The sequence below is a fragment of the Bifidobacterium sp. UTCIF-39 genome (assembly GCF_006408715.1).
GTDB classification, from domain to species: domain Bacteria; phylum Actinomycetota; class Actinomycetes; order Actinomycetales; family Bifidobacteriaceae; genus Galliscardovia; species Galliscardovia tissieri.
This window is the reverse complement of sequence record NZ_JEOG01000031.1, coordinates 1-25,926: the sequence shown is the minus strand read 5'-3', so window position 1 is coordinate 25,926 and position 25,926 is coordinate 1. Positions and strand designations below refer to the sequence as shown.

Below are 25,926 nucleotides of genomic sequence, written 5' to 3'. Positions count from 1 at the left end.
TTCTGACCCAGATCGCTGTCCGGGTTTACCCAATACCGGTCATGACGCCCATGTGACACGCCGATGATCGTCTCCCTGGCCCCCAAAATTTCGGCGAAACCACCTCTCTACTGACTTTCCGTCGTAAGATCCACTTCTTCAAAACCGTTGCAATTACTTGCGACACGCCGCGACTTGCATCGTTTCTGAATCCGAGTATATTTATCACTCGTTGCAAGGAACACAGACAACAACAGCAACGCCCCTTTAGCTCAGCTGGTTAGAGCAGCGGACTCTTAATCCGCGTGTCCAGGGTTCGAATCCCTGAGGGGGCACGGATTGAACCTCATCTTCGGATGAGGTTTTTTCTGACAGATATTCCTGCGTAGCTCAGTTGGCAGAGCATCCGACTGTTAATCGGACGGTCGCTGGTTCAAGCCCAGCCGCAGGAGCCAGCAAGCCTCGGATCGGTTCCGAGGCTTTTTTCGTTTTCCCTACCATCCAGTCCATCGCGCAGACCGGCTATTGGCCTATAACCCTATAACCCCGTATGCGTACGTCAAAGAAGCACCGGAGGAAGTCTTCGATGCTTATTTGACGCACGCGCGTGTCAATCAAGCATGGAGGGCGAGCTTCGATGCCTATCGGACGCACGCATATGGCAAACAAGTACTGGGGGAGACGCTCCGCGCTTATTGGAAGCATGTGTGTCAATCGAGCACTGAGGGCGGGCTTTGATGCTTATTGGACGCATGCATGCGACGAACAAGCATCGGATGCCGGACTGCGCGCTATGGAAGCGTCGCCATCGGCAAGTCTCCTTGGTGTACCTGTCGAAGATGCCCATGGCACAGTTCATTCTCCACGGTTTGCCCCTTCTCATTTTTCGTCTTCGGCGTGGGTCACTACACTGGTCTGAGTGCGTGGACGGCGTGGGAGCCGGACCATTGCAGAACATGCAGAGCATGTAGAACACCGTGCAACAATGCAGGAAGCAAAGGAACATAAGGAGCAGGCAGTATGACCAACGTAACGGTACTGGGTTCGGGCGCATGGGGCACCACCTTCGGCCAGGTGCTCGCCGATGCGGGCAACACCGTGACGATGTGGGCCATCGAACCCGAGATCGTCGCCGACATCCGCGACAACCATCGCAACTCGTACCGTCTGCCCAGCGTCGACCGTCTCTCCGACAGTATCACCGCCACTGGTGATCGCGCGGAAGCCGTGGCACACGCGGAGATCATCGTCGTGGCCATCGCCGCACAGGCCGCCCGCAAGGCGCTCACCGAATTCCAGGGACTCATCCCGCATGACGCACTCGTCGTCTCACTGATGAAGGGCATCGAGCGCGGCTCCGGCAAGCGCATGGACGAGGTCGTGCGCGAAACCCTCGGGCTGCCCGAAAACCGCTTCGTTGCCATCTCCGGCCCGAACCTGAGCAAGGAGATCGCCGCCCGCGAGCCCAGTGCCACCGTGATCGCCTCCGCAAACCCGTATGCCGCCGCCCGCGTGGCCCAGGCGTGCTCCACCCATTACTTCCACCCGTTCACCTCAACCGACGTCATCGGTCTCGAACTCTGCGGCTCCCTGAAGAACGTAGTCGCGCTCGCCGTGGGCATGGCCCGTGGCGCCGGCTACGGCGAGAACACCGCCGCCATGATCGAAACCCGCGGCCTGGCCGAACTCACCGCACTCGGCAAGGCGTGCGGCGCCGACCCGAAGACCTTCTCCGGTCTCGCCGGCGTGGGTGACCTCATCGCCACCTGCGGATCGCCGCTGTCGCGCAACTACACGTTCGGCTCCAACCTGGGCAAGGGCCTGACCGTCGAGGAAGCCACCGCGGCCAGTGATGGCGTTGCCGAGGGCGTGCCCACCACCGCGGTCGTGGTCGAGCTGGGCGATCGCTACGGCGTGCCCACCCCGCTCGCCGCCGCCATGTCCCACGTGCTCGAAGACGGCATCTCCTGCGCGCAGATGCTCGCGGAACTGTTCGGCACCGAAATCACCGCTGAGTAGTCGCCTGATCACCGCGGAATGATCACCAACACAATCATCCACAATCATCGACGAATGAAGACTCCGCCGCGGAGTACGCTATCTACCGTTATTGCGTTTTGCGTTAACGACGGCTGAATTTCGGAGGACACAAGGATTATGACCAAGAAGCGCATCGTGGTGCTGTACGGCGGCAAGGCTGACGAGCACCCGATCTCCTGCATTTCCGCGGCGAGCGTGCTCAACGCGATCGACACCGAGCGTTTCGAGCCGATTCCGGTGGGTATCACCAAGAACGGCTCCTGGATCGTCGACGGTGAGGACCCGCGCGGTTGGAACCTCGACAACGGCACGCTGCCCGAGGTCAAGGCCGTGGAGGGCTCCCGCGAAGTGGTGCTCGATATCGCCCTCGGACAGGACGGCTTTTTCGCCAAGAACGGCGATTCCCTCGAATCCTTCGGCCACGTGGACGCCGTGTTCCCCGTGTTGCACGGCCCGTTCGGCGAGGACGGCACCGTGCAGGGCCTGCTCGAGATGATGAACGTGCCGTACGTGGGTTGCGGTGTGCTCGCATCCGCCGCCTGCATGGACAAGCACTACACCAAGGTGCTGCTCGCTGCGGCCGGCATTCCCGTGGCCCCCGGCATCACGCTCGACGCCCGCTCCTACGACAAGGATTCCAAGTTCGCCGCGAACGGTGCCGACATCCTCGCTCAGGTGCAGGCCGCCGGTCTGGAATACCCGCTGTTCGTCAAGCCGTCCCGCGCCGGTTCCAGCTTCGGCGTGACCAAGGTGGAGACCGAAAACAACGCCGACGAGCTTGCCGCCGCCGTGTTCGAGGCGTCCAAGCATGATTGGCGTGTGTTGATCGAGCAGGGCATCAACGGCCGCGAGATCGAATGCGCCGTGCTGGCCCCTAAGGCCGGCGAACAGCCGCGCGTGAGCTGGCCCGGCGAGATCGTGCTCGACTCCCGCGCCACCGACGAGGACTCCTTCTACGACTTCGACAGCAAGTACATGGACTCCAGCGCCTCCCACGTGGAAGTGCCCGCCAACCTGCCCGCCGAAACGCTTGAGCGCGTGCGCCAGACCGCCGCCAAGGCATTCGTCGCCGTGGATGGCATGGGTCTGAGCCGTGTGGATTCGTTCGTGACGCCCGACGGTGGCGTGATGGTCAACGAGATCAACACCATGCCCGGCTTCACCTCCATCTCCATGTACCCCAAGGCGTGGGAAGCCACCGGCGTCGGCTACTCCGCTCTCATCACCGAACTCATCGAGGGCATCCTCCGCTGATTCACATGATCAGGCCTGACCCGCACGATCCGGTCTGATCCAGTGCCCATCGGCTCCTCCCACTGACCTCCATCAAGTGTCATTGAGAGGGGCCGATAGTTGTTTGTGTTGACCACCAGACCGTGTTGACCACCAGACCGCTCCATCCCGCCCGACTACGGACTACGATGACGTAGTGAGGCGGTGATTGCGATGAAACTCACTGAAAACATTCGTCACGCGGCAGTGGCCGGCGCGTTCTACCCCGCCAATCCACGTGAACTCCGCACGATGATCGATCGTCAACTTGATTACGCCCGCGGACTGCTCAACGAACTCCCCGCACGCGCGCTGCCGCAGGGTGCGCCCAAGGCCGTGATCGTGCCGCACGCCGGATACGTGTATTCCGGAACCGCGGCCGCGCTTGCCTATGCGCTGTTGGAACGCGGTCGCGGCACGATCCACCGGGCCGTGATCATCGGCCCCACGCATCGCGTCGCGGTAAGAGGCGTTGCGATGTGCCGCGCCACGGCGTTCGCCACGCCGCTGGGTGATGTGCCGGTCGACATCGCCGGCGAGGCGCACGCGTTCGGTCTGTCGACCGCCGACGCCGATCCGGCCACATGGCGTAACGGCATGCGCGCGTCCGACGATGCGCCGGCTCCCGCGATGCTGGTCAACGACCCCACCCACGCCCGCGAACACGCGGTGGAGGTGCAGATCCCGTTCCTGCAGACCGTGCTTGGGGCCGATCTGCAGATCGTGCCGCTCAACGCCGGCGATGCGAGTCCCGCCGAAGTCGGTGATGTGATCCGCGCCCTGTGGGGAGGCCCGGAGACGGTGATCGTGATCAGTTCCGATCTATCGCATTATCATCCCAACGAAATGGCCCGCGCACTCGACGATCGCACGATCGAACGCATCACCAACCTCGACGGTCCGATTCATCCGAACTTTGCGTGCGGTGCCTATCCGGTCAACGGTCTGCTCGACGTGTGTCGTCGCGAATCGCATACGAATCCGCTTGATCTGCGATTCCTAGGATGCTCCACGTCCGGCGACGACGGCGAGGTCGCCCTGTCCCGGTCACTGCTCGATCCGTCTCGTCGTGCGCACGGTGACGTGCTCGCCCACCGTCCGGTGCCGCTCAATCCGGATGAACCCGTGGTCGGATACGCGTCGTTTGCGGCATGGCCGATCACCTCGGATGATTCGGATGATTCGGATGAGTCCGCGGAATCCGCCACGGCAGAGTCTGACAAGTCCGCTGCAACGACCGATTCCGCCCGCGCCCGCATCGCCATCAGCCTCGCCCGACTGTCCCTCCGCCGCTATCTTGGCATCGAGGACCCCGACGACGTCGATCCGCAGACCATCGTCGACGAATATGATTGGCTGCGTCAGCCCGGTGCCAGTTTCGTCACGCTCACCGAAGGCGGCCATCTGCGCGGCTGCATCGGCACGTTGGAGGCGTACCGTCCGCTCGGCCGTGACATTGCCGAACACGCCATCGACGCCGCCAGCCGGGATCCGCGATTCCGTCCGGTCACGGCATCCGAATATCCGCTGCTCGACGTGGAGGTGTCGGTGCTCGGCCGACCCGAGCCGATGCTCGCCACCAGCCGCGAGGAACTGGAGGCCGAACTCCGTCCGGGAACGGACGGGCTGATCATCGACGATGGTCATGGCCACCGCGCCACATTCCTGCCGCAGGTGTGGGACGAACTGCCCAGCCCGCATGACTTCGTCTCCCATCTGCTGATGAAATCCGGACTGCCCGCGACCACTGTCTGGAACGGCTCCGCCATACGTTGCCACCGGTACGCGGTGACCGCCTACAAGGAGTGAACGATCATGAGTCGGATCTTGCACCAGCCGCAAACTCAGCCACTGCATACCCAACCGCGCTGGCAGCACCCGCTACCCGACGGCCGCGTGCAATGCGACCTGTGCCCGCGCGGCTGTTGTCTCGCCGACGGACAGCGCGGTTTCTGTTTCGTCCGATCGAACCACGGCGGTCGTATCGTCTGCGATACGTATGGGCGCAGTTCCGGTTTCGCGATCGATCCGGTGGAGAAAAAGCCGCTCAATCACTTCCTGCCCGGTTCGCGCGTGCTGAGTTTCGGCACCGCCGGCTGCAATTCCGGCTGCCGTTTCTGCCAGAACTGGGATATCTCCAAGGCCCGCGACTGGGACCGTCTGGGTGTGGAGGCGTCGCCGGACCGGATCGCCCACGTGGCCGACGACTATGGCGTGGAATCCGTGGCGTTCACGTACAACGATCCGATCGTGTTCGCCGAATACGCGATCGACACGGCCCGCGCCTGCCGTGAACTCGGCATCCATCCGATCGCCGTGACCGCCGGATACATGAGCGCCTGTGCCCGCCCGGAATTCTACGGGGCGATGGACGCGGCGAACATCGACCTCAAAGGCTTTACGGAGGATTTCTATCGCAAGGTCACCGGCACGCACCTGCAGGACGTGCTCGACACGATCGATTACGCCGTCAACGAGGCGCGTACCCCGTCCGGCAGCCACGTGTGGGTGGAACTGACCACGCTGCTCATCCCCGGTCTCAATGACGACGATGCGCAGCTGCACGCCGAATGCGCGTGGATTCGCGAGCACTGCGGTGTGGATGTGCCGTTGCATTTCTCCGCATTCCACCCGGCATGGCGCATGCTCGACGTGCCGCCGACGCCGCCGGAGACGCTGACCCGCGCTCGCCGCATTGCGATGGGGGAGGGGCTGCGATACGTCTACACCGGCAATGTGCACGACGTCGAGGGCGACACCACGTTCTGCCCGAATCCCGCGTGCCGTGCAGCGCTCGTGCGCCGGGACTGGTATCGGATTCTGGAGAACCGCATCCGCGTCGACCATGATGACGATCGTGCCGATCATGATCATGTCGGGCATTGTCCCGACTGTGGTACGCTGATCGCCGGCGTCTGGTGATCCCGTCGGGTCGGATTACAGAATCGTCTCCATCCCCACCTTCTGCGGCGCGAGCCCGCAGTGCTCATAGAACGCCATGGCGCTCGGATTGCAGCTCCACACGTTGAGCGTTACGTTGTAGCAGCCCTGTTCGCGCGCGAAATCGAGCACATGCCGGTACAGCGCACTGCCCACATGCCGGCCGCGCGCGGACTCGTCCACGCATAGATCGTCGATGTACAACGTGGTGATGTCGGTGAGCACATGGCTGCCGTCGTGCCGCTGGAATACGCAGAACGCGTAGCCGAGCACGCGATGCGGTCGATCGGATTCGCGATCGTCGTTGTCTGTGTCGTCGGCCGTGCCATCGTTCGTGCCATCGTCATACACGAAAATCGGTCGTTCGTCATCCGCGATGATCTCGGCCAGCTCCTCGTCCGTGTACTTCTTCGCGTTCGGTTTGAACAGATCCGGCCGCCCATCGTGATGCACGGCCGCCACCTGAAACAGCAGCCGGTCCAGATCCGGAATATCCGCGATCGTCGCCCTGCGAATCGTGCCGTCGCCCAGACTTGCACCCATGTCCGTGACCATGCCGTCACTTGCCATGCCGTCACTCATACCCATGCCATCACTCCTCGACGAGCGCTGCGTTCTGCACCAGGAATCCTTCGCCGGCCAGCGCCCGCGTCGCACGATCCTGCATGGTCGACAGCAGCACGCCGGGCTTGGTGAACAGCAGCACCTTGCCCTCGATGCCGTACGGCGAGAATCCGTTGAACTTCACGATCGGCGGGTTGTCGGGCAGCATAATGTCATCGGTGGCGGCCTGAACCGTTGCGACGATCTGCCGGGCCATGGCGTCGGTGTCCACGCCCTCCTTGCCGCGGGCGGTGAACGCGATCGTGGTCATGCCCTCGCTGACTTCGGTCATCTTCTCCAGCGCGGCGGTGTTGAGCACGGAATTCGGAATCCACATGGTGTCGCCCGAACGTTCCTTGACCACGGTGTGACGCCAGGTCACGTCCTCCACAAGTCCGGTGATGCCGTTGATGGTGACCAGATCGCCGGGCTTCACCACCTTGCTGAGCATAAGACCGAAGCCACCGATCACATTCGAGATGGTGTCCTTGAGACCGAAGGAGAGGGCGATACCACCAACGCCAAGCGCGGTCATCAATGTGGTGGGGTTGATGCCGAACACCGGTTGCAGTACGAGGCTCGCGGCGACCACCCAGATGATCGCGCGCACGATGTTCACGAAGATCGACGCACTGGGGATCTCGGTTCTGTCGAGTGCGATGCGCATGGCCTTCGAAATGATCTTGTCCGCCACGAACGCGATGACCAGCACCACGACGAGCAGGAAGATCTTTCCTGAATTCGCCTTCAACCAGATCAGGGGATCATCGATCAGTTCCTGCACGTTGCCTCCTATGCACGTTGTTCGTCTGCCGTGTTTGCCCGTCGTCGCCCGCCGTGTCGCCGGTGTTTCGCCTTGCGCGGCTGCTCTGCGGGCCGTTGTGGGTTCCGTATCCGCACAGCCCTTCCCTGTGGGTTCCTTAGTGTGATCACACTCAGGATGAGGGGTGTAGGGATGCGGGTGGAATGTTCCCATCGTACGGGTTGAATCTGTGCGGCACGTGAAGATACGCGATGATATTCGTTGACATGTGATATCCGCTGCCGTTCTGCATATCGGTCCTTGGCTGACGTCTTCGTAGTCGGCGGTGGCATGATGAGTCGCATGACCGAGTCCGAAACCACCGCCGTCCGTATCGTCAACGCCCGTCTTGTCGACAACGATCGTCTCGTCGATGTGACCGTCGTGAACGGCGTCGTCACATCCGTATCCCCATCGGATGATCACTCGTCCACAGGCAACGTCAGCAACGTCGGCAATGGCGACGCCGCTATCGGTCCCGCGGCCATCGACACCGTTGACGCCGACGGCCGTTGGATCATTCCTGGACTGTGGGACGGCCATACGCATTTCACGCAGTGGGCGGCCACGTTCGGCCGTCTTGATCTGCTCGCCGCCACAAGCGCAAGCGAGGCGATGACCATGCTGCGCGATTATCTCGACGCGCGGCGCACATCCGCAGAAGGATTGGACCCCAACACCTTCGTGGTGGGTATGCGATTCCGTCACTCATTGTGGTCGGATGCCGAACAGCCGACGCTTGCCGCCATCGACGCGGTGTCCGGCGATCAGCCCGTGGCCCTGTCCAGCGCCGACATGCACTGCGGCTGGGTGAATTCGGCCGCCGCGCGTCGACTTGGCGTACACGTGGGACCGAACGGTCTGGTCGGGGAACTGGAATGGTTCGACGCCTACTGCCGTCTTGACGACGCGACCGGCAACGAACAGCTGCGCATGATCGGCGCCGCCGAACGTGACGCCGCCGGCAAGGGCGTCGTCGGCATCTGCGACTACGAAATGGCCGATACGATCAGCCAGTGGACCGCACGATTCGCCGCCGGACTCGACCGGTTGCGTGTGCGTGCGGGCATCTATCCGGAACGTATCGAACAGGCCGTGGCCGACGGGTGGCGTGGCGGCGACGAGATTCCCGGCAGCCACGGTCTGGCCCACGCCACCACGTTGAAACTCATCTCCGATGGATCCCTGAATACGCGATCCGCTTACTGCAGCCAGCCATACTCGAACATCTCGCCCGAAACGCGCGGCGTGCTGAGCTACAGCCCCGAAGCGATCGAACACTACATGACCGTCGCGCGCGACAACGGATTCGACGTGGCGTGCCATGCGATCGGCGACGCCGCCAACGCCGTGGTGCTCGACGCATTCGCCCATACCGGTGCCCACGGTGCCATCGAGCACGCGCAGCAGTTGCAGCCGAGCGACGTCACACGATTCGCCGGTCTGGGACTGACGGCCAGCGTGCAGCCGCAGCATGCCGTCGACGATCGCGATGTCGTATCCCGATACTGGGCGGGCATGGACGCCATCCCCTTCCCGTACCGCACGCTGCACAACGCCGGTGTGCTGCTCCGATTCGGCTCCGACGCGCCCGTGGCCGTACTCGACCCGTGGGTGGCCATGGCCGCAGCCGTGTACCGCACCGACGATGATCGCGACGCCTACCAGCCCGAGCAGCGTCTCGACCTGCGTACCGCACTGGCCTCGTCCACATTCGGCCAGGGCGTGGCCCCGCATGTCGGTATGCCGGCCGATCTGGTCCTGCTCGATAGGAATCCGCTGGCCATGTCCTCCCCGGCGGAACTGCGATCCATGCCCGTCGCCGCCACCATGTGCGCCGCCCGCTGGACCCATTTCACTCTCTGACGATCCCGCCGCCCTACAATGGATCTCGAAGACAACGTTGTCGCAGCACTGTCCAAGGAGGCAAATGATGAACATCATGCAGACCATTCACGCACGCAAGACCTGCCGCGAATTCACCAACGAACCGGTGACCAGCGAGCAGATCCAGACCATTCTCGAAGCCGCCAACGCCGCACCGATCGGTATGCACGATTACGAGGCCATCGAATTCTCCGTCATCACCGATCGTTCCATGATCGACAAGATCGATGCGCTCGCCGGCCCCAACGCCGGACGTATGGGCACCGGCCCCACCTACAAGGCACCCGTGCTGATCCTCGTCTCCGGTGAGGAAAGCGGCCTCGAACGCGGCACCGCATACTGCAACGCGGCCGGCATCATCGAGAACATGGCGCTCGCCGCCACCGATCTGGGACTGGGCAGCGGCTACATCCTCGGCGTGATCAAGGCCCTGCAGTCGCATCCGGAACTGTTCGCCGAGCTCGGCGTGGACGATGGGTACGTCCCTGTGTCCGCCATGACGCTCGGTCATCCGGTCGATCCCGCCATCGTCACCGAGCAGCGTGAACCCACCGTCAGCAATTTCGTCACCCACTTCGTCGAGTAGTCGAACGGGCGGGCGCGGCCTCGATCGCCGTGGTGATCGCCGATGGCGGTCCCTGCCGCACCCATATTTCAAAACTTGAGTCTCTATGACTCAAGTTTTTTGCTGTGAGTAAACATCGCTTGCATCGGACGCAAACACGCCTATACCAGAAGATGCAAGGCAAAAGGTAGGAGCCCGGGAAGGGTTCCGGAAGCGGCCCACGAAAACAGTCCGCAAGGGCTGAAGCCAAAGCCGCTTTTCCTCCATAGTTGAGGAGTACCGATTATGGCAATGTTTCCGGCTCTGATGAATGACATGATGTTCTCCGATCTGTTCGGTGATCCGTTCTTCGCTTCGTGGCGTGGCGATCGCAACGCTCGTCCGGCCGGTTCCGACATGGCCCCGATGAGTGGCATGAACGGTATGATGACGACGAACATGATGAACACCGATGTGCGCGACATGGGCGATTCCTACAAGGTGGACATCGACATGCCCGGCTTTGCCAAGGACCAGATCAACGTCGAGCTCAAGGACGGCTACCTGACCGTGTCCGCCCACAACAGCTCCAACAGCTCTGATTCCAACTGCGATTCCTGCAACTGCGCCAGCGATGCCAACGCCAACACCACCGCTGATCATGCTTCCGCCAACGCATCCGACACTCAGACCAGCGCCTCCGGCTCCCAGAACGCCGACGAAGGCAAGTGGCTGCGTCGTGAACGCTACTACGGCTCCTGCTCTCGTAGCTTCTACGTGGGTGAGGATATGAAGGAATCCGACATCCACGCCAAGTTCGAGAACGGCACGCTGACCCTGACCCTGCCGAAGCAGGAGGCTCAGCCGGCCGTTGAACAGAAGCACACCATCGCCATCGAAGGCTGATTCACTGTTTTTGACTGTCCAGGCCATTTCGCCTGATCGCGGCCCCCGGGTCCCGGATTCATTGCACCGGAGCCCGGGGGCTTTGTCGTTTGTTGTTTCGTGCGAATTTACGCGAACGTATAGGCGAATTCACATGGTGAATCCGCCTGAATCCACGAATCCGCTAAGAGCGGTAAAGATGGCGTTTCGTATCCGGAATCGTCATGATGGAAACGATATGCTTTTGCACGCAGTCAAGGATGGAGGACTTTCATGGCACGACATGCAACCGGCAGCAAGCACACCACGCATCGCGAGGAAGCCACCCGTACCGAACACGACTGCATCGGCGAACTTCAGGTTCCCGAGCGCGCCTATTGGGGTATCCACACCGAGCGCGCCATCCGCAACTTCCCGGTATCCGGTCGTCCCGACTCCGAGCATCCGCAGCTCATCCAGGCCTACGCCACGGTCAAGAAGGCGTGCGCGTCCGCCAACGAGGAGCTTGGACTGCTGACCGGCGTGAAGGCCGGCGCGATCCGTCAGGCATGCATGGAGATCGAGAACGGCCGCTTCCTCGACCAGTTCCCCATCGACGTCATGCAGGGCGGGGCTGGAACCTCGCTCAACATGAACATGAACGAGGTGATCGCCAATCGCGCGCTCGAACTGTCCGGCCATCACCGCGGCGAATACTCGTACATCCATCCCAACGACGACGTCAACAAATCCCAGTCCACGAACGACACGTATCCGGCGGCGAGCAAGATCGCACTGATCGACATGCTCGGGCCGCTCGCCCAATCCGCGAAGAAGCTGTCGCGCGCGTTCCATGCGCTCGCCGACCGTCATATCAACGACGTGACGATCGGTCGCACGCAGCTGCAGGACGCCGTGCCCATGACGTTCGGTCAGGAGTTCCATGCATTCGCGAGCTTCCTCAAGTCCGATGTGGCCGCAATCGAGGCGCTGATTCCGCGTCTCGCCGTGCTGAATCTTGGCGCCACGGCCATCGGCACGGGTATTTGCGCCGATCTGCGCTTCCGCGAATCCGCCACTCGCCATCTGGCTCGTGTGACGGGTCTGCCGATCACCGCCGCGCCCGATCCGGTGGCTGCAATGACCGATATGAGCGTGTATGTGTCGGTGAGTGCGGTGCTGAAGAATCTCGCCGTGCATCTGAAGAAGGCCGCCGACGACCTGCGTCTGCTCAACTCCGGTCCGCACGCTGGACTTAACGAGCTGACCGTGCCGGCGCGTCAGGCCGGATCAAGCATCATGCCGGGCAAGGTGAATCCGGTGATCCCCGAATGCGTGGACCAGTGCTGTTTCGTGATCTTCGGCATGGACACCACGGTGAACTGGGCGGCCGGTGAGGGCCAGCTGCAGCTCAACGCCTTCGATCCGGTGATCATCCATTCGCTGCTCGACGGCGTTTCGCTGCTGACCCGTGCCATGGGCACGTTCCGTCGCCGTTGCGTCGAGGGCATCACCGTGAACGTCGAGGTCGGCCGTCGTCATGCCGAATCCTCACCGTCCATCGCCGCCTCGCTGAACGCCGACATCGGCTACGAGCATGCGGTCGATATTGCCAAGGAGGCGTCGGAATCCGGCCGAACCGTGCGTGACGTGGCTGCCGAGCGCACCGATCTGCCCGCCGACCGTCTCGACGCCCTGCTCGATCCGATCACCCTCTCCCGCCGCCTCGGCCAAACCTGCCGCGAACAGCACTGATCACTGATCACTACCGGTTGATTACCGGTTGATGCGGCAGTGCTGTTCGCGGGACGCCGCAGGTCTATGAAACTGTGTCTTCTGGGATGTGGATTATATGCGGTTTGCTGTGATCAACTTTGATCATCGTGACGTGAAATGTAAAGCTGCATGAATTAAAAAAAGATTTCGAAAAACACTGGTGTCTTTTGTAAATGGGTGTATGCTGAAAGTATCCGTAAAGGCGGATGGGCGCCCTTCACAATCCTAAGAAAACAAAAATAGCAAGAAAAAGTAACAATTTCTATGTTCGTTTTCGAATTCGGGCAATAGTCATAGACGATTATTGCCGATGCGGTAAAGGAGATAGCTATGAGCCCCGGTTTGGCGGTCTGTGCCGCAAAAAAACGAGGAGGCGATTGCTGGCCGTCTGGCTGGCCTTCGCCTGCATGCTTGGTCTGGTGATCACTGTCGGTGTTGCACCGTCGGCGATGGCGGACGAAACGGTCTCTTACGCGCAGGTCGAGGAGCGTAATGCTCAGGAGCGTCTGCGTGCTAACTGCTCTTATTTCCAGTACGACACCCAGTGGGGCGATCACCGCTTCGCAATCAACTACACCTGCGATCAGGGGTTGCGTCACTGGTTCGAAATTGGTGGATATCGGTACGAAGGGCGGGCCAAGAAGTATCCGACCACGACTTCCGATTCCGAGTGCTTCAAGATTCGGAACAATGGTGGATACCCGATTCCCAGTAACGGCGGCAGCTGCGCATGGGTAGACGAGGACCTTGTTCCTGCAATCACCAATTGGGGTAACTACTTCGGCTGATTCGATATGACGGCCGTGAGCATTGAATGCATTTTTTGTTTACGGCCGTCCTTCACAATTGGGGGAAAGATGCATTCTTTAATTCGAATCCTGTCGTGCCTCATCGTTTCGATTTTGCTGGTATCGTCGTCTGCGGGATGCGGAAGTTCGGAATCGGGGGCGACGGCGTCGCAAAATGGCGGTATTACTGTCTCATCTGCTCCGAAAGGTTCGGATGCGCAGACAGAGTATATGTCGTATACGCAGACGGCAGAATTGAATGACAGCTATCTGATACAGCTCAAGAATGAACTGTCAATGTCGAACGTGGACATGGATTTTGTGAATGCTGTGATTGAAGATCATGTGATTACAGCAGACGAAATGAATGAATCAGAACGCCGCGCAATTTCCTGTCTTTCTAAGTATGATATGAAACCAGGAGAAAATTTTTGGTTTATCAAAAATGGCGGCATTATTACCAATGCCGCCGACCATACACCGGAAGAAAGCCATCAGATCACTAATGAATGCCTAGATGATACGGCTTACTCTGCTCTCAAGAATGTTTACCTTGGGGCCGTACGGAATCCCGATAATATCGATTTAGAGCCTTATCGTTTCCAATGCTACAAGGATTACAAACTCATTGATCAAGATTATTCCTATGAGCAATTTCAACAAGAACTTGATAACGGGAAAAGTCCATTAAGCTATATTCGTTCATCTTCGACACCAGGGTATCGTGATTTCATGGATTGTACAGATGACCCCCTTCACCACATGAAAAGCAAGTAATGACTGGTCAGGTGAGTGGTGATGAGTATTCTGCATATCCGTTCACGGAGCAAGAATGGTGGAGCGAACGCCAATGACAATGACGGCGGTACAAAGCGGGGGGCTTCGTTGCTGAAGGTGAACCGGTCCGTTGTCGTCATCGGCAGTGTCGCGTCCTTGCTGCTGGGTATAGGCGTTGGGGCCATTGTTTTTGCTCCTCATGCGCCGGAGGTCATTGATTCCGGCAACGTCACGGCTATGGTCTCGATCGAGAGGCAGGATGTGACTGATGCCAGATCGGTGACGATCGAGGCGGAAGATGTCGCATTGTCCCCCGTTGCCGCACCGCGATCGGGTATGGTGAATACCTCATCATGCAAGCCTGGGGAGTCTTTGCATTCCGGGCAATCCCTATTGTCGATTGAGGGCAGAGGAATACTGATGCTGTCCACGTCGGAGCCGTTATGGCGTGATCTGCATATCGGCGATCGGGGGACTGACGCCAAGTCCTTGAACGATGCGTTGGGGGCGTTGGGGGAAGAGGTCCCCTCTGACGACATCGTGTCCGATCGGACTGTTACGGCGTTTGTGAACGTCGCGGCCAAGGCGGGAGTCGATCTCGGCGACGGCTACACGACGATCACCATGTCGGATGTGACATGGCTGGCCCGTGATGGAGTCGTCGTTTCCGGATGCCCGGCACCTGTAGGGCAGATCGTGGGACAGGGATCGGCGATTGCCCAACTGCCGACCACAGCCACATCGGCGCGTGTCCAGAAACTGCCAACGGACGCGGTATCCGGCACACGTGTGATCCAGATCGACGATACGACCATTGGCGTGAGTGATGACGGTACGGTGGAAGATCTCGATGCCCTTTCTCGCACCAGAACCTTCCTTGCCTCGGAAACGCGTAGTGGCGGTACCCGGACAATGAACGCACAGTGGAAACTGAAGGATCCGGTCACCGTCGGCGTGGTTCCGGCCTCCGCAGTGGGCACTACGGGTGGTGAGCACGCTCAGGCATGTGTGGTAACCGAATCGGGTTCCACGCCCATACGCGTGGTTGGTTCCATGCTCGGCAGAACGTACGTACAAACCGCGGACGGTGGTATTCCCACGGGGAGGGTCAGCGTTCGTCCCAATGACAAGGCATGCTCATGACCAGTCACGTGGAGCTGCGTGATCTGGGCCACGCCTACGATAATGGACATTTCCTGTTCCGCCATGGCAATGCAGACCTGAAGTCCGGACGCATCACCGCGATCGTCGGGCCATCGGGCTCGGGGAAAAGTACGTTGCTGGCCATTCTCGCCGGTTGGGTCACTCCGACCGAGGGCGAAGTGATCCGTCATGAGATCAAAGATCTGGGTTGGGTTCCGCAGCTGCCGATCGGGGTCAGCAGAAGAACCGTTCTCGATCATGTCATGCTGCCCATGCTGATTCGGGGTTTCCCTCATCGCCGTGCGCAGGTTCGTGCCGAGTCCATCCTTCAGGAATTCGGCCTTGCCGACATTGCGGACAAGCCCTATGGCCAACTTTCCGGCGGTGAAGCCCAACGACTCATGCTGGCACGAGCCGTGGCGACGGCACGTGACCTGATGCTGGTGGACGAGCCGACCGCGTCCCTCGACCGGGCAAGTGCGCGCACTGTTATCGCCAGCATCCGTCACCTGGCGATGCAAGGCAGTGTCGTAGCCGTCGCCACGCACGATCTTGAACTACGTGACGTATGCGACGACGTCATCGATTTGGGACGATGGGCGGACAACATATGAAAGGCCTGAGAAAGCACCCATCCTGGAGATGGATACGAGCGGAAGCGGCGCGGGATCTTGCCTCCGGCGTGGGAAACCCCGCGCTATGGTGTATGGTCATCCTCGTCGTGATGCTGCTGTGCGGCGGTGTTGACGCATTGACGGTCCGACAAATGACGGACAGAGCATGGGCGTATCGTGAAGCCGGAGGCGATCTGCTCATGGTCAGTGTTCCCAATGGCGTGGATGTGCGCGCATGCGAGAATCTCGCCGAGCTCCCCAACGTGCAAGGATCCGCGGCCATGCGCTCCACCGATCTGATCGCACCCATGGCATTACCCAGCTCGCCATATACCGCATACGAAACCACACCCGGCGCGAAACAGGTATTCGGTATTCACGGCGACGAAGGATTCGCCATATCCGGCACGATCTCAGCCCAGCTGGGAATACGCTCCGGAAACGCCATGACCCTGAAAAGCGGCGAACAAGCCAAGGTCACTGGAACCTTCGACTGGCCGAGCGACGGGCGACTGCCCCAATACGCCACCACGGTTCTGCTCGCCATTCCAAAGACCGAAGCCCAAGGGGCATTCGACAGCTGCTGGGTTCGAGCGTGGCCACGTACGGACGCGGTATCCGACGCCCTGCTCGCCACCGTCATGCAATCCTCTTCACAGACCGGTAGTACCGTGCCAGGCGTGACGACGGTCAACCCCACGCTGGGCAGCGTTCCGCCGAATGAAACGGACTATCGACAGCGGATCACCCGATTCGCCACGATACCGGCGTTCATCCTCGCCATCGCCGTCGGCGCATCCTACGTGGCACGACGACGGCTGGAACTGGCCATGTTGCGCCATCTCGGTGCATCAGGGCCGCAAGTGGTCGTCCAGATGACGGTGGAAACCGCGGTATGGGTGTTGCCGGCAGCCATGATCTGCGCGGGAATATTCGCCGTACTACTGGCACCAATCGCCGAAAGCGTGCAGGATGCGCTGACGGTATGGGCTGATGTGGGACTCCGAGTGATCCTCGTCACCTACTGCGGCACAATGCTGGGCGCAATGGCCATGTCGGCGACCATTCGTGTCGACGCGTTGCCGCGTCTCGTACGAGGACGATAGCAATCGGAAACGCGACAGTAACTGAAACGTAGCGAGTCAACTAGGAAGCCATCGGAAAGGAGCTCATGATGACACGCTCAACACCATCCCCGATTCGGACCATGGCCGTGATTGCGGCCGCGCTCGCGTTCATGATGCCACTTACCGGATGTGGCGATTCCGGTGCTGGTTCGGCGTCTCCGTCGGCGTCGGAACCGTCATCGTCGTCGACCACGTCGTCGCGATCCACCAATGTCGCGTGGGCGCACATTAATGGCACTGATGTGCAGACCGCATACGCGGCATACACGCAGAACGCCACGCTGGGCAATCATGCCAGGCAGGTGCTGGGGGAGCGGGTGGCGTCAACGCCGAATATCGACAAGACCTACGTCGATTCCGTCACTGCCGACGGAACGATCACTGCCGACGAGATGAATGATGCCGAACAGCGTGCGGTCGACTGCTTCGCCGGGCATGATATGACCGCGGGCAAGGACTACTGGTTCGGACTGGACAGCGGCCTTGTCACCGATGCGTCGAAGAACACTCCCGCCGAGGACAACGCGATCAGCACCGCATGCATGGAGGCCAACGGATACAACGCGTTGCGCGCCACGTATCTCGACGCCGTGCGCAACCCGGATGGCGTCGATCTGGAACCGTACCGTTTCCAGTGCTACAAGGACTACAAGCTCATCGACACGAGCGTTTCCTACGACGAATACACGAAGGATCAGGATTCCGGCAAGTCGCTGCTGAACGCCGTGGACCCGGCCACGCCGTCCTACCGCGACTATGTGGAGTGCTTCACCGATCCGTTGCATCATATGACCAGTGATCCATCGGCGGCTCCCATAGTGTAGTAGCCACAGTGCAGTAGTAACCACAGTGCAGTAGCGGGCGGCTCGGTATCGACAATACGGTGCGATAGTGCGAGTCTGACAGTGCCGCCCGCCCCGCATCTACTTGCCGCGCGACAACGACGTCTTGAGCAGCAGGTTGAACACGTACCATAGGTTGCGCCTGTCCTCATCCGACAATCCCACATACGAATTAATGATGTCCGGAATCGCGCGCGGTATGGTCTTCATCATGCCGGACAGATTGTCGGAACCGCTTGCGCCGAGCAGCGTGAACAGTGCATCCACCGCATGCTCGCGCTGCTCCGTGGTCAGCCCGGCCAGCCAGTCGTTGAGCTGCGTATTGAAATACTGCGAGCTCGACGACAGATGTGGCAGTCGCTCGAACTCCCAATGATCGTCGAGCTGCCACGAATACGTCATATGCTGCATGATGCCCTTTTGATCCGACACCACCACCGTGCACGGTTCGGGCGTCTCCAGAATCATGCCGACGATCGACGAGTCCGGCACGATCTTCTCCACCTTCGGCATCGCGGCCGTGTATGCGGCGCTGTGCACCACGTCGGCGGGGAAACCGGGGCCGTCGAGAGAATACGCGCGTGTGATGCGTTTGCGAATACGCTCGGTGGCGTTCATGGCGGCATACACCGCCACGTTGCCACCTTTCGAATGGCCGGTCAGCACCAGCGGATGCGTGCCGGGATAATGACCGCCGTCCGCCGGGCGAGCCATCCGGCCAAGCAGGCTTTTCAATCCGCGCGGCCATAATTCGGCGACGGCGGCCACGTATTCCGCGGCGGATTCCTGCGCCGGCACCGGATACTGGAATGACATGTTGAAGTCTTCCTTCCATCCGGCAAACGAGTCGTCCGTGCCGCGGAACGCCACTACAAGCGTGCCGTCCCGGTCCGGCAGCAGCATCGTTCCCGCGGCGAACTGCGTCTGCTCGGTCGCACTGAACCGTTCCTCATACGCGCTCACACGGATCCCGCCGAATCGCGGGCTGTCGACAAGTACCTCGAACAACTGCTCGTCGAATTTCGGATCGCCAAGCCCGGTATGACCCTCGCGAATATTGAACTCACTGCCGGCGCGCGTAAGCTCCGTTGCCACATCGCTGAGCGTGGGGCCATCGAACGGCGCATCCCACAGCGCCTGCACCCACGCCTGCAGCCGGGGCCAGAATGAGTGTCGTCGGGCGAGCTGATCGGTGAGCCTCGGAACGGACGGTGGCATCGTCTGATACACGACCGATGCGAGCACCAGCGCATCCACATCGCCGAACGGACGTTCGTCGAATCCACGCGTCTCATCGCGCACGTAATCAATGATGTTCCCCATCGTCACTTCCGTTCACTGCGCACCTGCCCGCCGCCGGCACGTACGCCGGTTTCGCTCCGCGTATCGGCGGACGATACCGCGGATGACATCGTGGTCGTATCAGCCACGACATTTCTACTCTAACGCGAGTTGTTCAGTGCGGAATTGCACAGTCATCGCCGGGCCGTTGGATTAATTTGGCAAGTTGAATTGGCCGCAATGATCGCAAGGATCGATAGAGTCGGCAAACGAATATGCCTGACTGATCATCCGTCGGAACGATGCGTGCTCAGCGTGTATTCAGACAATCATGCGTGTTTGCCAAGGTGACTGTGGCCTCATCCTGAGTTCCACCCAAGTCGATCCCATGAATGATCCGGTGTAATGAAATCACTCGACGATCATCGCCGACGAATATCTCCAATGATGACGCGATGACGACGAGGACGACATTACGCAGCATTGTCCATCTTTGCTCATTATAGGAAGGATCATCATGGCCATCATTCAGCAGTCCGCCATCATTCAGCAGCCCAACGCCGATTTCCTGCCCACCTGGCACGGCACCATCGCCCAGCAGGGACACGAATTGTCCCTGCGCCACATCTCCGCCTCCGTGGCCTACACGCCCAGCCCGAGTGCAAACCACGGTCCGGCAACCCGAACCAGCAGCCGCGCCCACGCCGGCGCTCGCCGTCGACTACCGCAATCTGATTCGCGGCCGCTGAGTTAGTCCGCGATCTTCGTCTCGGGTGTTGTTTTCGACTTTCGTCTTCCATTGCACAGACCGACGATGGGTGTGGGATATCCCGAATGATATTCCACACCCATCGTCGGTCTGTGTACGGGGTGTTGCGCTAGGCCTCTTCCGGGCGTACGCCCTCGTCGATCACGCGGTGCAGTTTCCGCTCCAGCTCCGCGGCCTTGGCCTTGGCCTTCGGAATATCAAGCGGACGATCCTCGTCGTAGTACTCGATATACGGGCGGATGCGCTTGCGGAATTCCGCGTCGTCGCACGCCCACAGCACGGTGTCGTCGCCGTTGAACAGGGCCTTGTACTGGATGTACGATCCGGTGGTCACCGGCAATACGGTATCCGTGCGCTCCTCCGTGATCGCGAAGACGCCGGGCACACCCTGCGTCGGGTCATCGGTCAGCAGGCCGCGGTTGATCAGCACGCTTTCGCCATACGAATCCGTGGAGTACTGGTACTTGATATTGCCGGTGTCACCGTCCCACAGCGTCCACAGTTTGGGGGACATGAAGCCGCGCTTCTCGAATCCTCGGGCGAATTCCGGGTCCCAGGCCACCGGGCCGTCATCCGGATTGTAGAAGTTGAACCGTCCTTCCGCACTGTGCTCCTTGTCCCAGTGAACCTCCATGAGCTCCATGGAGAATCCGTCAAACGGCGTGAAGTGTTTCACGTGAAACACATTATGGCCAAGCTCCAGCCCGTCCAGCCACTGCTGCAGATCCTCGGCGGTGGTTTTCGGCGTCATACGCAGATCGTCATAACTGCCGCGATAGACCTGACCGCCGATCTTCTTGAGCTCAGCGTCCAGATCGGCCTCCGACATGTCGTCGGCGAGTTCATCAAGACCGGGCGCGTCATCGTGATCGTGACCGGCGTTTGCCTCGCTCTTGGCATCCTGCTCGAACCTGCCGAAGCTGGCCGCATGTTCGAGCGCCACCTGCTTGATCTCCTCGGGCGTATGCGCCTTCCTCATCGCAGGGCAGGTCCTGAGATGATCGAGTTTCAGCCCAAGACTGATGACGTAGTGACGCAGGCAGTACTTTGACATGTGATCGTACTTGCAGTTCGGATCGTTGCAGTACTCTAGAATGTACCCGTCGCAGAACTCGGTGCAGAAGCCATCCTCCCACTGACAGGTGGTATCGTTGCCACCGCCATCGAAGAAATCCGGCAGGTCGGGATCGTCGAAATCGTTCTGCGGGGTCGTTGCGTCCGTATGCAGATCCAGCACGGTACCCGTGTCGGTTCCTGTGGCCGTGTCGGTGTCGGCATCAACGGTCGTGACGGTTCCTGCCATGTCCTCCTCCATCATGTCAGTCAGGTCTTCCGCCATGGTGATTGTCGTGGTCGTGGTCGTCGTGCAAGTCGTCGTCATCGTCGCTCCTTCTCTGTTGTCGTTTCCGTTGTCGTTGTCCAATGGGCGGCGTCGGTGCCGTACCTCATTTCACCCCTCTATGGTCGGTGCCCGCTCGCCCTGATGATTCCATTGTCCTCCGGAATACCGTTATCGGCAGAAAACTGCCATATTGCGGCGTACCATGAAACCATGGCGACGGCAAAAGGAAGCACGTACTCCAAGAACGCGATCATCGAGATCTTCGAACTGCTATGGCGGGAAACCGACGATTCTCATGGTCTGACCGCAAACGAGATCATCGAACGACTCGAGGAACAGCACCGTTCCCATGGCGACGACGACTACAAGGCACCATCCAACCGTACGGTGCGCGAACAGCTCTACTGGCTGAAGGACAACCCCGTGCTGGGGCGTACGGTGAATCGACTTGACGCCTCGGAAATACCGCAGCTGCGCAAACGAAGCTCCGATCCGAAGCCCGGCTGGTACATGGAACCGTATCTGAGCGCTTCGGAGATGCGACTGCTCGCCGACAGCCTCATGCTGTCACGACTCAACGAGGACACGTTGGGCGATCTCGAGAACAAGATCGCCGCACTGTCGGGCGGTCGCGAGGGCCAGCCGCGCGAAGCTAGCCATATCGATGCGTATGAGCATTACAACAACGATTTTCTGCACACCATCGAAGGCGTGGACCGTGCCATTCACGAAGGGCGGGTCGCCACCCTGGACGAGCCGTCGCCACGATTCCCGAATGGGCGGGCGGTGCGTTTCCAGTACTGCGACTACACGCTTGGCGGTGCGCTGGAGCCTCGCCGATGGCGGGACGGCAACGCCCGCTGGTACACGCTCGACCCCTATCGTTTGGTGTACAACACCGGCCGGTACTATCTCGTCGGCTACCTGCACCACAAGCACTATCCCACCACCAAGCCGCATGAGGAGAATCTGATCTGCTTCCTCGCCGAGCGCATTCGCAACCTGTACGTGCTGGACCCCGCCAAGGTCCCCGTAACGTACACGCTCGATCGATGGCGTGCCGATGGGTCATTGCGCGCCGATGATCAGCCGTCGGATCCGAATGACGTGCTTGACCCGGTCGAATACGTGCGTCAGCGGCCGTATCTCGTTACCGGTGCGGCAGTGCCCATCACAATGGTCGTTCGTCGTGGCATGCTCGGCACGGTATACGAATGGTTCGATGCCCCCGATGTGAGCGAATCCGGGAAGAACGATGGCGACGGCAATCCGCTGTACCGGGTCGTCGTACGTTGTCCTGAACTGGCGATGCTGTGGTGGATTCTGCAGTATTCCGCCAACGGTGACGTGCAGATTCTCTCGCCGCAGAGTCTGCGTGACAGGCTGTATGAAGCGGGGTGCCGTCTGGTCCGGCAATACCGTCCGGAGCATCCGGAGTCAGGATCGTCCCAGTCCCATGCCTGACGCCACAGGACTTCGTCGTATCGATCACCTTGATGCATGGTGCGCGTTATTCAGGGCAGACTGCGATGTCGAACGACACTGCAGTCTGCCCTGATCGTATTGGAATCGTATTGGGGGGCGCCTACTTCGTCAGGTTCGCCACGAAGTCCTTCGCGGCCTGGTCCAGTTCGGCGTCGGTGATGCCGGACGTGTTCTGCACTAGGAACGGGTCGCGCCACGTCAGATCCACGCGGAACGCCATGAGCTCGAACGGGCTGAGCAGTTCGGCCATGGTGTGCTTGTATTCTCCGTCCTTCTGATAGCGCGAAGCCGGCGAGCCGGTCGACACGGCCAGCTGCAGCGTCTTGCCGTCGAGCGCATTGCCACCGGCGTAGGCCCAACCGGGCGTAAGAACGGCGTCCTCCCACTGCTTGAGCAGTGCGGGGGAGCTGTACCAGTAGAACGGGAACTGCAGCACAATGTGATCGTGCTGTTCGATGAAGGCGTGCTCGGCGTCAACGTCGATCTTGAAGTCCGGGTACAGGGCGTATTCGTCGCGGACGTCCACACCGGCGGGATTCTGCGCGGCGAGCTCGTCGAGCAGACGACGGTTGATCTTCGAGGCTTCGTAGTTCGGGTGGAACAGCAGTACGGCAGTGGACATGATGGCTCCTTCTGCGTGGAATGCGGATTGACGATGATAACGTTCAGCGTTTCACATGAAACGTTGTCATTGCTGACGGACAGGAGTTTCCTGACCTGCGACCCAGTGTACGGCCGTTCCTTTGCTGTGCGATAGATCTGTTCATTCTCGGCTTTGCCGTATTTTGTGAAGAAACTGTAACGAGACGTGGTGCATCGTAGACGGTTGTACCAAGGTCGGTGTAAGTTCTCTTTTTGTTGCCTTTCAGGGCGACATGCGGACATAGCTTAGTTGGTAAAGCGCGACCTTGCCAAGGTCGAGACCGCGGGTTCGAGTCCCGTTGTCCGCTCGCTTCGGGTGATTGGCGCAGCGGCTAGCGCACTTCCTTCACACGGAAGGGGTCGTAGGTTCGATTCCTACATCACCCACGAGCCGCGGTTCCCATCGCGACGATGCATAACTCAATACGGGGCTATGGCGCAGCTGGTAGCGCATCTCCATGGCATGGAGGGGGTCGGGGGTTCGAATCCCCCTAGCTCCACGATCAAGGTCCGGGACCATATGGTTCCGGACCTTTTCTGTTTTCTGCTTCTTGCGTTTGCCGTTTCCGCGGGTTATAGGCCAAATTGTGTGTCCGTTGTGGGGCGTAAGGCCTTGTCTCGGTTGGTGTGCCGCTGGCTTGAATGTAGGCGGTGCGGCTTTCGAGGTCGAACGGGCATCCGTCCCACGCGCATTGCGGCCGATACCCAGTAATCACCCGCCCCATAATCAACCCGATGCCTGTTCGACACATGCGTGCGTCCAACGAGCATGGAGTATCCTCTCCGGTGCCTGTCTGCCGTATGCGTGTGTCCAATGAGTATCGTGCCCCGTCCTCCGTGCTCATCGGTCACACGCATGAGTCATATGGGCACGGAAGCTTCCACCCGGTGCTTGTCCGGCATACGCGTGCGTCAGATAAGCATTTCCCGGTTACGGTGGTGACGATCGAGGATCTATACATGCCGGTGTCGGCGCTTCACAATACGGCAGCAGGATCGGCGGGTTCCATACCCGGACCGAGCAGCCAAGCCGCCAGACACACAATTTGGCCTATAGCCCGGATACGTCGCTGTGTCGCTTGTGTCGCTTACCGCTGCTCGATGCGGTCCGTGATCACGCAATTGTCGCAGTGAATCCTCCATACAGCTGGCCGGACGATGAAAAGTACATGAACAGGCTGTCGTTTCCAACGATATCCCCCTATTCGCGTCGTACGCTGAACATACTTGAACCTAAACACAGGATGGTGCGCAATGGCGGGCAAAAAAGACAGGTCGTTCAACTACTGGAGTATGAACTACAAGGGCAAGCTCCGCCGTACATGGGTGATGCTGCCGATCTGCATCATCGTCGGTATCATCGCGCCGTTTTGGACGGCCAGCGAATACGGCAGCATGATGGTGGGCATTGTCATTGACATAGTTATGGCCGTCGTATGGGTGCTGCAGCTGCTGTACAACATGCGCAAGGCCCGCGAGGAGGAGCAGCAGGAACTGGGACAACAGTCCGGTTCGGGGCAGGCGTCGCCGATGTCGAATGCGCAGTACGGCGGTGCTGCGGCTGCCCCGGCCCAGAATGCGCAGTCGTCTCAGTCTGCACAGTCATATGTACAGCCGATTCCGGTGTCAAACACGTCTCCGTCCGGCACGTCTGCCGCTGCGCAAACGAGCCCCGTGCCGAATCCCGCTCAGCCGTATACGGTACAGACGACGGCGACTCCCGATTCGAAGGGCTTTGAACAGGAGACGAGCCGACTGCAGATGCAGATGGCGTATCTGGCGGTGTCCCTGCTCGACGGAGCGGCTGTGGCCGACGGCCGTGTGCGGTCAGTATACGTTCACGCCATGGTGAACAAAGGGCAGTCGGCATGGGACTGCTTCTTCCGCGTCGGTGATTCCCTGGTGGCGTCCGGCGACCTGATGAAGAGCATGCCGCAGGAGCCCCGCAGCCGGTTCTTCGCCTCCGGCCGCTCCCTGATGGATGACTACCGCAATGTCTGCGCGCGGTACGGCATCGATGCCCCGACCGAGCTCCGAATCACCTACGATCCGAAGAACCATGGTTTGCACACCGATGTCAGCTACGATCCGATCGGCGACAACGATCCGTTCATGGCGTGGGCGTCCCAGGTGTATCAGAGCTTCCACGCCTGATCCGAGGTTGCGGGGTCTTTTCCGTTTCTGACTCTCAGCTCATCTCGAACGATCTCCCACCGACAAGCTTGTCGGTGGGAGATCGTCGTTTTCCGGTTCTCGGTAATAGACCGGATCTACAGCATGCCTGAACTCGCGCTGTCTGAACGAGCGGTAAATGCTCGACATCGATCGGCGAAAAGGTTGGTGTATGGGTGTTGTGGGGTGTTGTGTGGTGTGGTGTTGGTGGGTAGTGTTGGTGGTGACGTGGGTTTT

Annotated in this window: 22 protein-coding genes and 5 tRNA genes; 22 read left to right on the top strand and 5 right to left on the bottom strand. The window is 60.2% G+C overall.

The window, feature by feature from the left end:
- Positions 1-240: 240 nt before the first annotated feature.
- From EP30_RS10275 to amrS, 6 genes are all read left to right on the top strand, one after another.
- Positions 241-314 (top strand) — tRNA-Lys (locus tag EP30_RS10275).
- A gap of 44 nt (positions 315-358) precedes the next feature.
- A tRNA-Asn gene (locus EP30_RS10270) sits at positions 359-434 on the top strand.
- Positions 435-999: 565 nt separating this feature from the next.
- Positions 1,000-1,998 carry an NAD(P)H-dependent glycerol-3-phosphate dehydrogenase gene (locus EP30_RS10265; protein ID WP_094663233.1) on the top strand — a complete coding sequence of 333 codons (999 nt, stop codon included), beginning with the start codon at positions 1,000-1,002 and terminating at the stop codon, positions 1,996-1,998.
- A gap of 138 nt (positions 1,999-2,136) precedes the next feature.
- Positions 2,137-3,273 (top strand): D-alanine--D-alanine ligase family protein, encoded by a 1,137-nt coding sequence (locus tag EP30_RS10260; RefSeq protein ID WP_140558492.1) that lies wholly within the window; start codon positions 2,137-2,139, stop codon positions 3,271-3,273.
- Between the two features lie 192 nt (positions 3,274-3,465).
- Positions 3,466-5,100 (top strand): AmmeMemoRadiSam system protein B, encoded by a 1,635-nt coding sequence (gene amrB, locus EP30_RS10255; RefSeq protein ID WP_140558490.1) that lies wholly within the window; start codon positions 3,466-3,468, stop codon positions 5,098-5,100.
- A gap of 6 nt (positions 5,101-5,106) precedes the next feature.
- Positions 5,107-6,213 carry an AmmeMemoRadiSam system radical SAM enzyme gene (amrS, locus tag EP30_RS10250; protein ID WP_140558487.1) on the top strand — a complete coding sequence of 369 codons (1,107 nt, stop codon included), beginning with the start codon at positions 5,107-5,109 and terminating at the stop codon, positions 6,211-6,213.
- A gap of 15 nt (positions 6,214-6,228) precedes the next feature.
- On the opposite strand, the gene EP30_RS10245 is transcribed toward amrS, so the two are convergent.
- A complete protein-coding gene (locus EP30_RS10245) occupies positions 6,229-6,762 on the bottom strand; it encodes a GNAT family N-acetyltransferase (RefSeq protein WP_181160882.1) in 534 nt (177 codons plus the stop codon).
- 61 nt (positions 6,763-6,823) lie between these two features.
- Positions 6,824-7,618: a mechanosensitive ion channel family protein gene (locus tag EP30_RS10240; protein ID WP_375137758.1), complete on the bottom strand. Its 795-nt coding sequence runs from the start codon at positions 7,616-7,618 to the stop codon at positions 6,824-6,826.
- 321 nt (positions 7,619-7,939) lie between these two features.
- On the opposite strand from EP30_RS10240, the gene EP30_RS10235 reads away from it, so the two are divergent.
- The 10 genes from EP30_RS10235 (at position 7,940) to EP30_RS10190 (ending at position 17,980) form a co-directional block, all read left to right on the top strand.
- On the top strand, positions 7,940-9,502 hold the full coding sequence (locus tag EP30_RS10235; protein ID WP_140558482.1) for an amidohydrolase: 1,563 nt from the start codon (positions 7,940-7,942) through the stop codon (positions 9,500-9,502).
- A 64-nt stretch (positions 9,503-9,566) separates the two neighbouring features.
- Complete coding sequence (locus EP30_RS10230) at positions 9,567-10,109, top strand: nitroreductase family protein (RefSeq protein ID WP_181160881.1); 543 nt, start codon at positions 9,567-9,569, stop codon at positions 10,107-10,109.
- 264 nt (positions 10,110-10,373) lie between these two features.
- Positions 10,374-10,973, top strand: a complete 600-nt coding sequence (locus tag EP30_RS10225) for an Hsp20/alpha crystallin family protein (protein WP_140558477.1) — start codon at positions 10,374-10,376, stop codon at positions 10,971-10,973.
- A gap of 252 nt (positions 10,974-11,225) precedes the next feature.
- Complete coding sequence (locus EP30_RS10220; protein ID WP_140558474.1) at positions 11,226-12,686, top strand: aspartate ammonia-lyase; 1,461 nt, start codon at positions 11,226-11,228, stop codon at positions 12,684-12,686.
- Positions 12,687-12,913: 227 nt separating this feature from the next.
- On the top strand, positions 12,914-13,495 hold the full coding sequence (locus tag EP30_RS10215; RefSeq protein WP_140558472.1) for a hypothetical protein: 582 nt from the start codon (positions 12,914-12,916) through the stop codon (positions 13,493-13,495).
- A 69-nt stretch (positions 13,496-13,564) separates the two neighbouring features.
- Positions 13,565-14,272: a hypothetical protein gene (locus EP30_RS10210; protein WP_140558469.1), complete on the top strand. Its 708-nt coding sequence runs from the start codon at positions 13,565-13,567 to the stop codon at positions 14,270-14,272.
- Between the two features lie 18 nt (positions 14,273-14,290).
- Positions 14,291-15,415 (top strand): hypothetical protein, encoded by a 1,125-nt coding sequence (locus EP30_RS10205; protein WP_140558467.1) that lies wholly within the window; start codon positions 14,291-14,293, stop codon positions 15,413-15,415.
- Between the two features lie 8 nt (positions 15,416-15,423).
- Positions 15,424-16,029 carry an ABC transporter ATP-binding protein gene (locus EP30_RS10200; RefSeq protein ID WP_258185480.1) on the top strand — a complete coding sequence of 202 codons (606 nt, stop codon included), beginning with the start codon at positions 15,424-15,426 and terminating at the stop codon, positions 16,027-16,029.
- A gap of 152 nt (positions 16,030-16,181) precedes the next feature.
- Positions 16,182-17,135, top strand: coding sequence for a hypothetical protein (locus tag EP30_RS10195; RefSeq protein ID WP_140558463.1), 954 nt, complete (start codon positions 16,182-16,184; stop codon positions 17,133-17,135).
- Positions 17,136-17,200: 65 nt separating this feature from the next.
- Positions 17,201-17,980 (top strand): hypothetical protein, encoded by a 780-nt coding sequence (locus EP30_RS10190; RefSeq protein ID WP_140558461.1) that lies wholly within the window; start codon positions 17,201-17,203, stop codon positions 17,978-17,980.
- A 99-nt stretch (positions 17,981-18,079) separates the two neighbouring features.
- Here EP30_RS10190 and EP30_RS10185 read toward each other — a convergent pair whose 3' ends face one another.
- Positions 18,080-19,321 carry a DUF2974 domain-containing protein gene (locus EP30_RS10185; protein WP_140558458.1) on the bottom strand — a complete coding sequence of 414 codons (1,242 nt, stop codon included), beginning with the start codon at positions 19,319-19,321 and terminating at the stop codon, positions 18,080-18,082.
- 475 nt (positions 19,322-19,796) lie between these two features.
- Here EP30_RS10185 and EP30_RS10180 point away from each other — a divergent pair, with 475 nt between their 5' ends.
- Positions 19,797-20,033, top strand: a complete 237-nt coding sequence (locus tag EP30_RS10180) for a hypothetical protein (protein WP_140558456.1) — start codon at positions 19,797-19,799, stop codon at positions 20,031-20,033.
- Between the two features lie 124 nt (positions 20,034-20,157).
- On the opposite strand, the gene EP30_RS10175 is transcribed toward EP30_RS10180, so the two are convergent.
- The gene (locus EP30_RS10175) at positions 20,158-21,429 is read right to left on the bottom strand and encodes a hypothetical protein (RefSeq protein WP_181160880.1); all 1,272 of its coding nucleotides are present in this window, start codon (positions 21,427-21,429) and stop codon (positions 20,158-20,160) included.
- A 171-nt stretch (positions 21,430-21,600) separates the two neighbouring features.
- Between EP30_RS10175 and EP30_RS10170 the strand changes: the two genes are divergently transcribed.
- Complete coding sequence (locus tag EP30_RS10170; protein WP_181160879.1) at positions 21,601-22,854, top strand: YafY family protein; 1,254 nt, start codon at positions 21,601-21,603, stop codon at positions 22,852-22,854.
- Positions 22,855-22,975: 121 nt separating this feature from the next.
- On the opposite strand, the gene EP30_RS10165 is transcribed toward EP30_RS10170, so the two are convergent.
- Positions 22,976-23,497, bottom strand: coding sequence for an NAD(P)H-dependent oxidoreductase (locus tag EP30_RS10165; RefSeq protein WP_140558447.1), 522 nt, complete (start codon positions 23,495-23,497; stop codon positions 22,976-22,978).
- Positions 23,498-23,752: 255 nt separating this feature from the next.
- Between EP30_RS10165 and EP30_RS10160 the strand changes: the two genes are divergently transcribed.
- From EP30_RS10160 to EP30_RS10145, 4 genes are all read left to right on the top strand, one after another.
- Positions 23,753-23,825, top strand: a tRNA-Gly gene (locus EP30_RS10160).
- A gap of 6 nt (positions 23,826-23,831) precedes the next feature.
- A tRNA-Val gene (locus EP30_RS10155) sits at positions 23,832-23,904 on the top strand.
- Between the two features lie 40 nt (positions 23,905-23,944).
- A tRNA-Ala gene (locus tag EP30_RS10150) sits at positions 23,945-24,017 on the top strand.
- A 754-nt stretch (positions 24,018-24,771) separates the two neighbouring features.
- Positions 24,772-25,671 (top strand): hypothetical protein, encoded by a 900-nt coding sequence (locus tag EP30_RS10145; protein WP_094663269.1) that lies wholly within the window; start codon positions 24,772-24,774, stop codon positions 25,669-25,671.
- Positions 25,672-25,926: the final 255 nt, after the last annotated feature.

Coding starts and splice junctions, on each gene's coding strand:
- EP30_RS10265 (WP_094663233.1), top strand. CDS start 1,000: ATGACCAACGTAACGGTACTGGGTTCGGGCGCATGGGGCACCACCTTC.
- EP30_RS10260 (WP_140558492.1), top strand. CDS start 2,137: ATGACCAAGAAGCGCATCGTGGTGCTGTACGGCGGCAAGGCTGACGAG.
- amrB (WP_140558490.1), top strand. CDS start 3,466: ATGAAACTCACTGAAAACATTCGTCACGCGGCAGTGGCCGGCGCGTTC.
- amrS (WP_140558487.1), top strand. CDS start 5,107: ATGAGTCGGATCTTGCACCAGCCGCAAACTCAGCCACTGCATACCCAA.
- EP30_RS10235 (WP_140558482.1), top strand. CDS start 7,940: ATGACCGAGTCCGAAACCACCGCCGTCCGTATCGTCAACGCCCGTCTT.
- EP30_RS10230 (WP_181160881.1), top strand. CDS start 9,567: ATGATGAACATCATGCAGACCATTCACGCACGCAAGACCTGCCGCGAA.
- EP30_RS10225 (WP_140558477.1), top strand. CDS start 10,374: ATGGCAATGTTTCCGGCTCTGATGAATGACATGATGTTCTCCGATCTG.
- EP30_RS10220 (WP_140558474.1), top strand. CDS start 11,226: ATGGCACGACATGCAACCGGCAGCAAGCACACCACGCATCGCGAGGAA.
- EP30_RS10215 (WP_140558472.1), top strand. CDS start 12,914: ATGGGCGCCCTTCACAATCCTAAGAAAACAAAAATAGCAAGAAAAAGT.
- EP30_RS10210 (WP_140558469.1), top strand. CDS start 13,565: ATGCATTCTTTAATTCGAATCCTGTCGTGCCTCATCGTTTCGATTTTG.
- EP30_RS10195 (WP_140558463.1), top strand. CDS start 16,182: ATGACGGACAGAGCATGGGCGTATCGTGAAGCCGGAGGCGATCTGCTC.
- EP30_RS10190 (WP_140558461.1), top strand. CDS start 17,201: ATGATGACACGCTCAACACCATCCCCGATTCGGACCATGGCCGTGATT.
- EP30_RS10185 (WP_140558458.1), bottom strand. CDS start 19,321: ATGGGGAACATCATTGATTACGTGCGCGATGAGACGCGTGGATTCGAC.
- EP30_RS10180 (WP_140558456.1), top strand. CDS start 19,797: ATGGCCATCATTCAGCAGTCCGCCATCATTCAGCAGCCCAACGCCGAT.
- EP30_RS10175 (WP_181160880.1), bottom strand. CDS start 21,429: ATGACGACGACTTGCACGACGACCACGACCACGACAATCACCATGGCG.
- EP30_RS10170 (WP_181160879.1), top strand. CDS start 21,601: ATGGCGACGGCAAAAGGAAGCACGTACTCCAAGAACGCGATCATCGAG.
- EP30_RS10165 (WP_140558447.1), bottom strand. CDS start 23,497: ATGTCCACTGCCGTACTGCTGTTCCACCCGAACTACGAAGCCTCGAAG.
- EP30_RS10145 (WP_094663269.1), top strand. CDS start 24,772: ATGGCGGGCAAAAAAGACAGGTCGTTCAACTACTGGAGTATGAACTAC.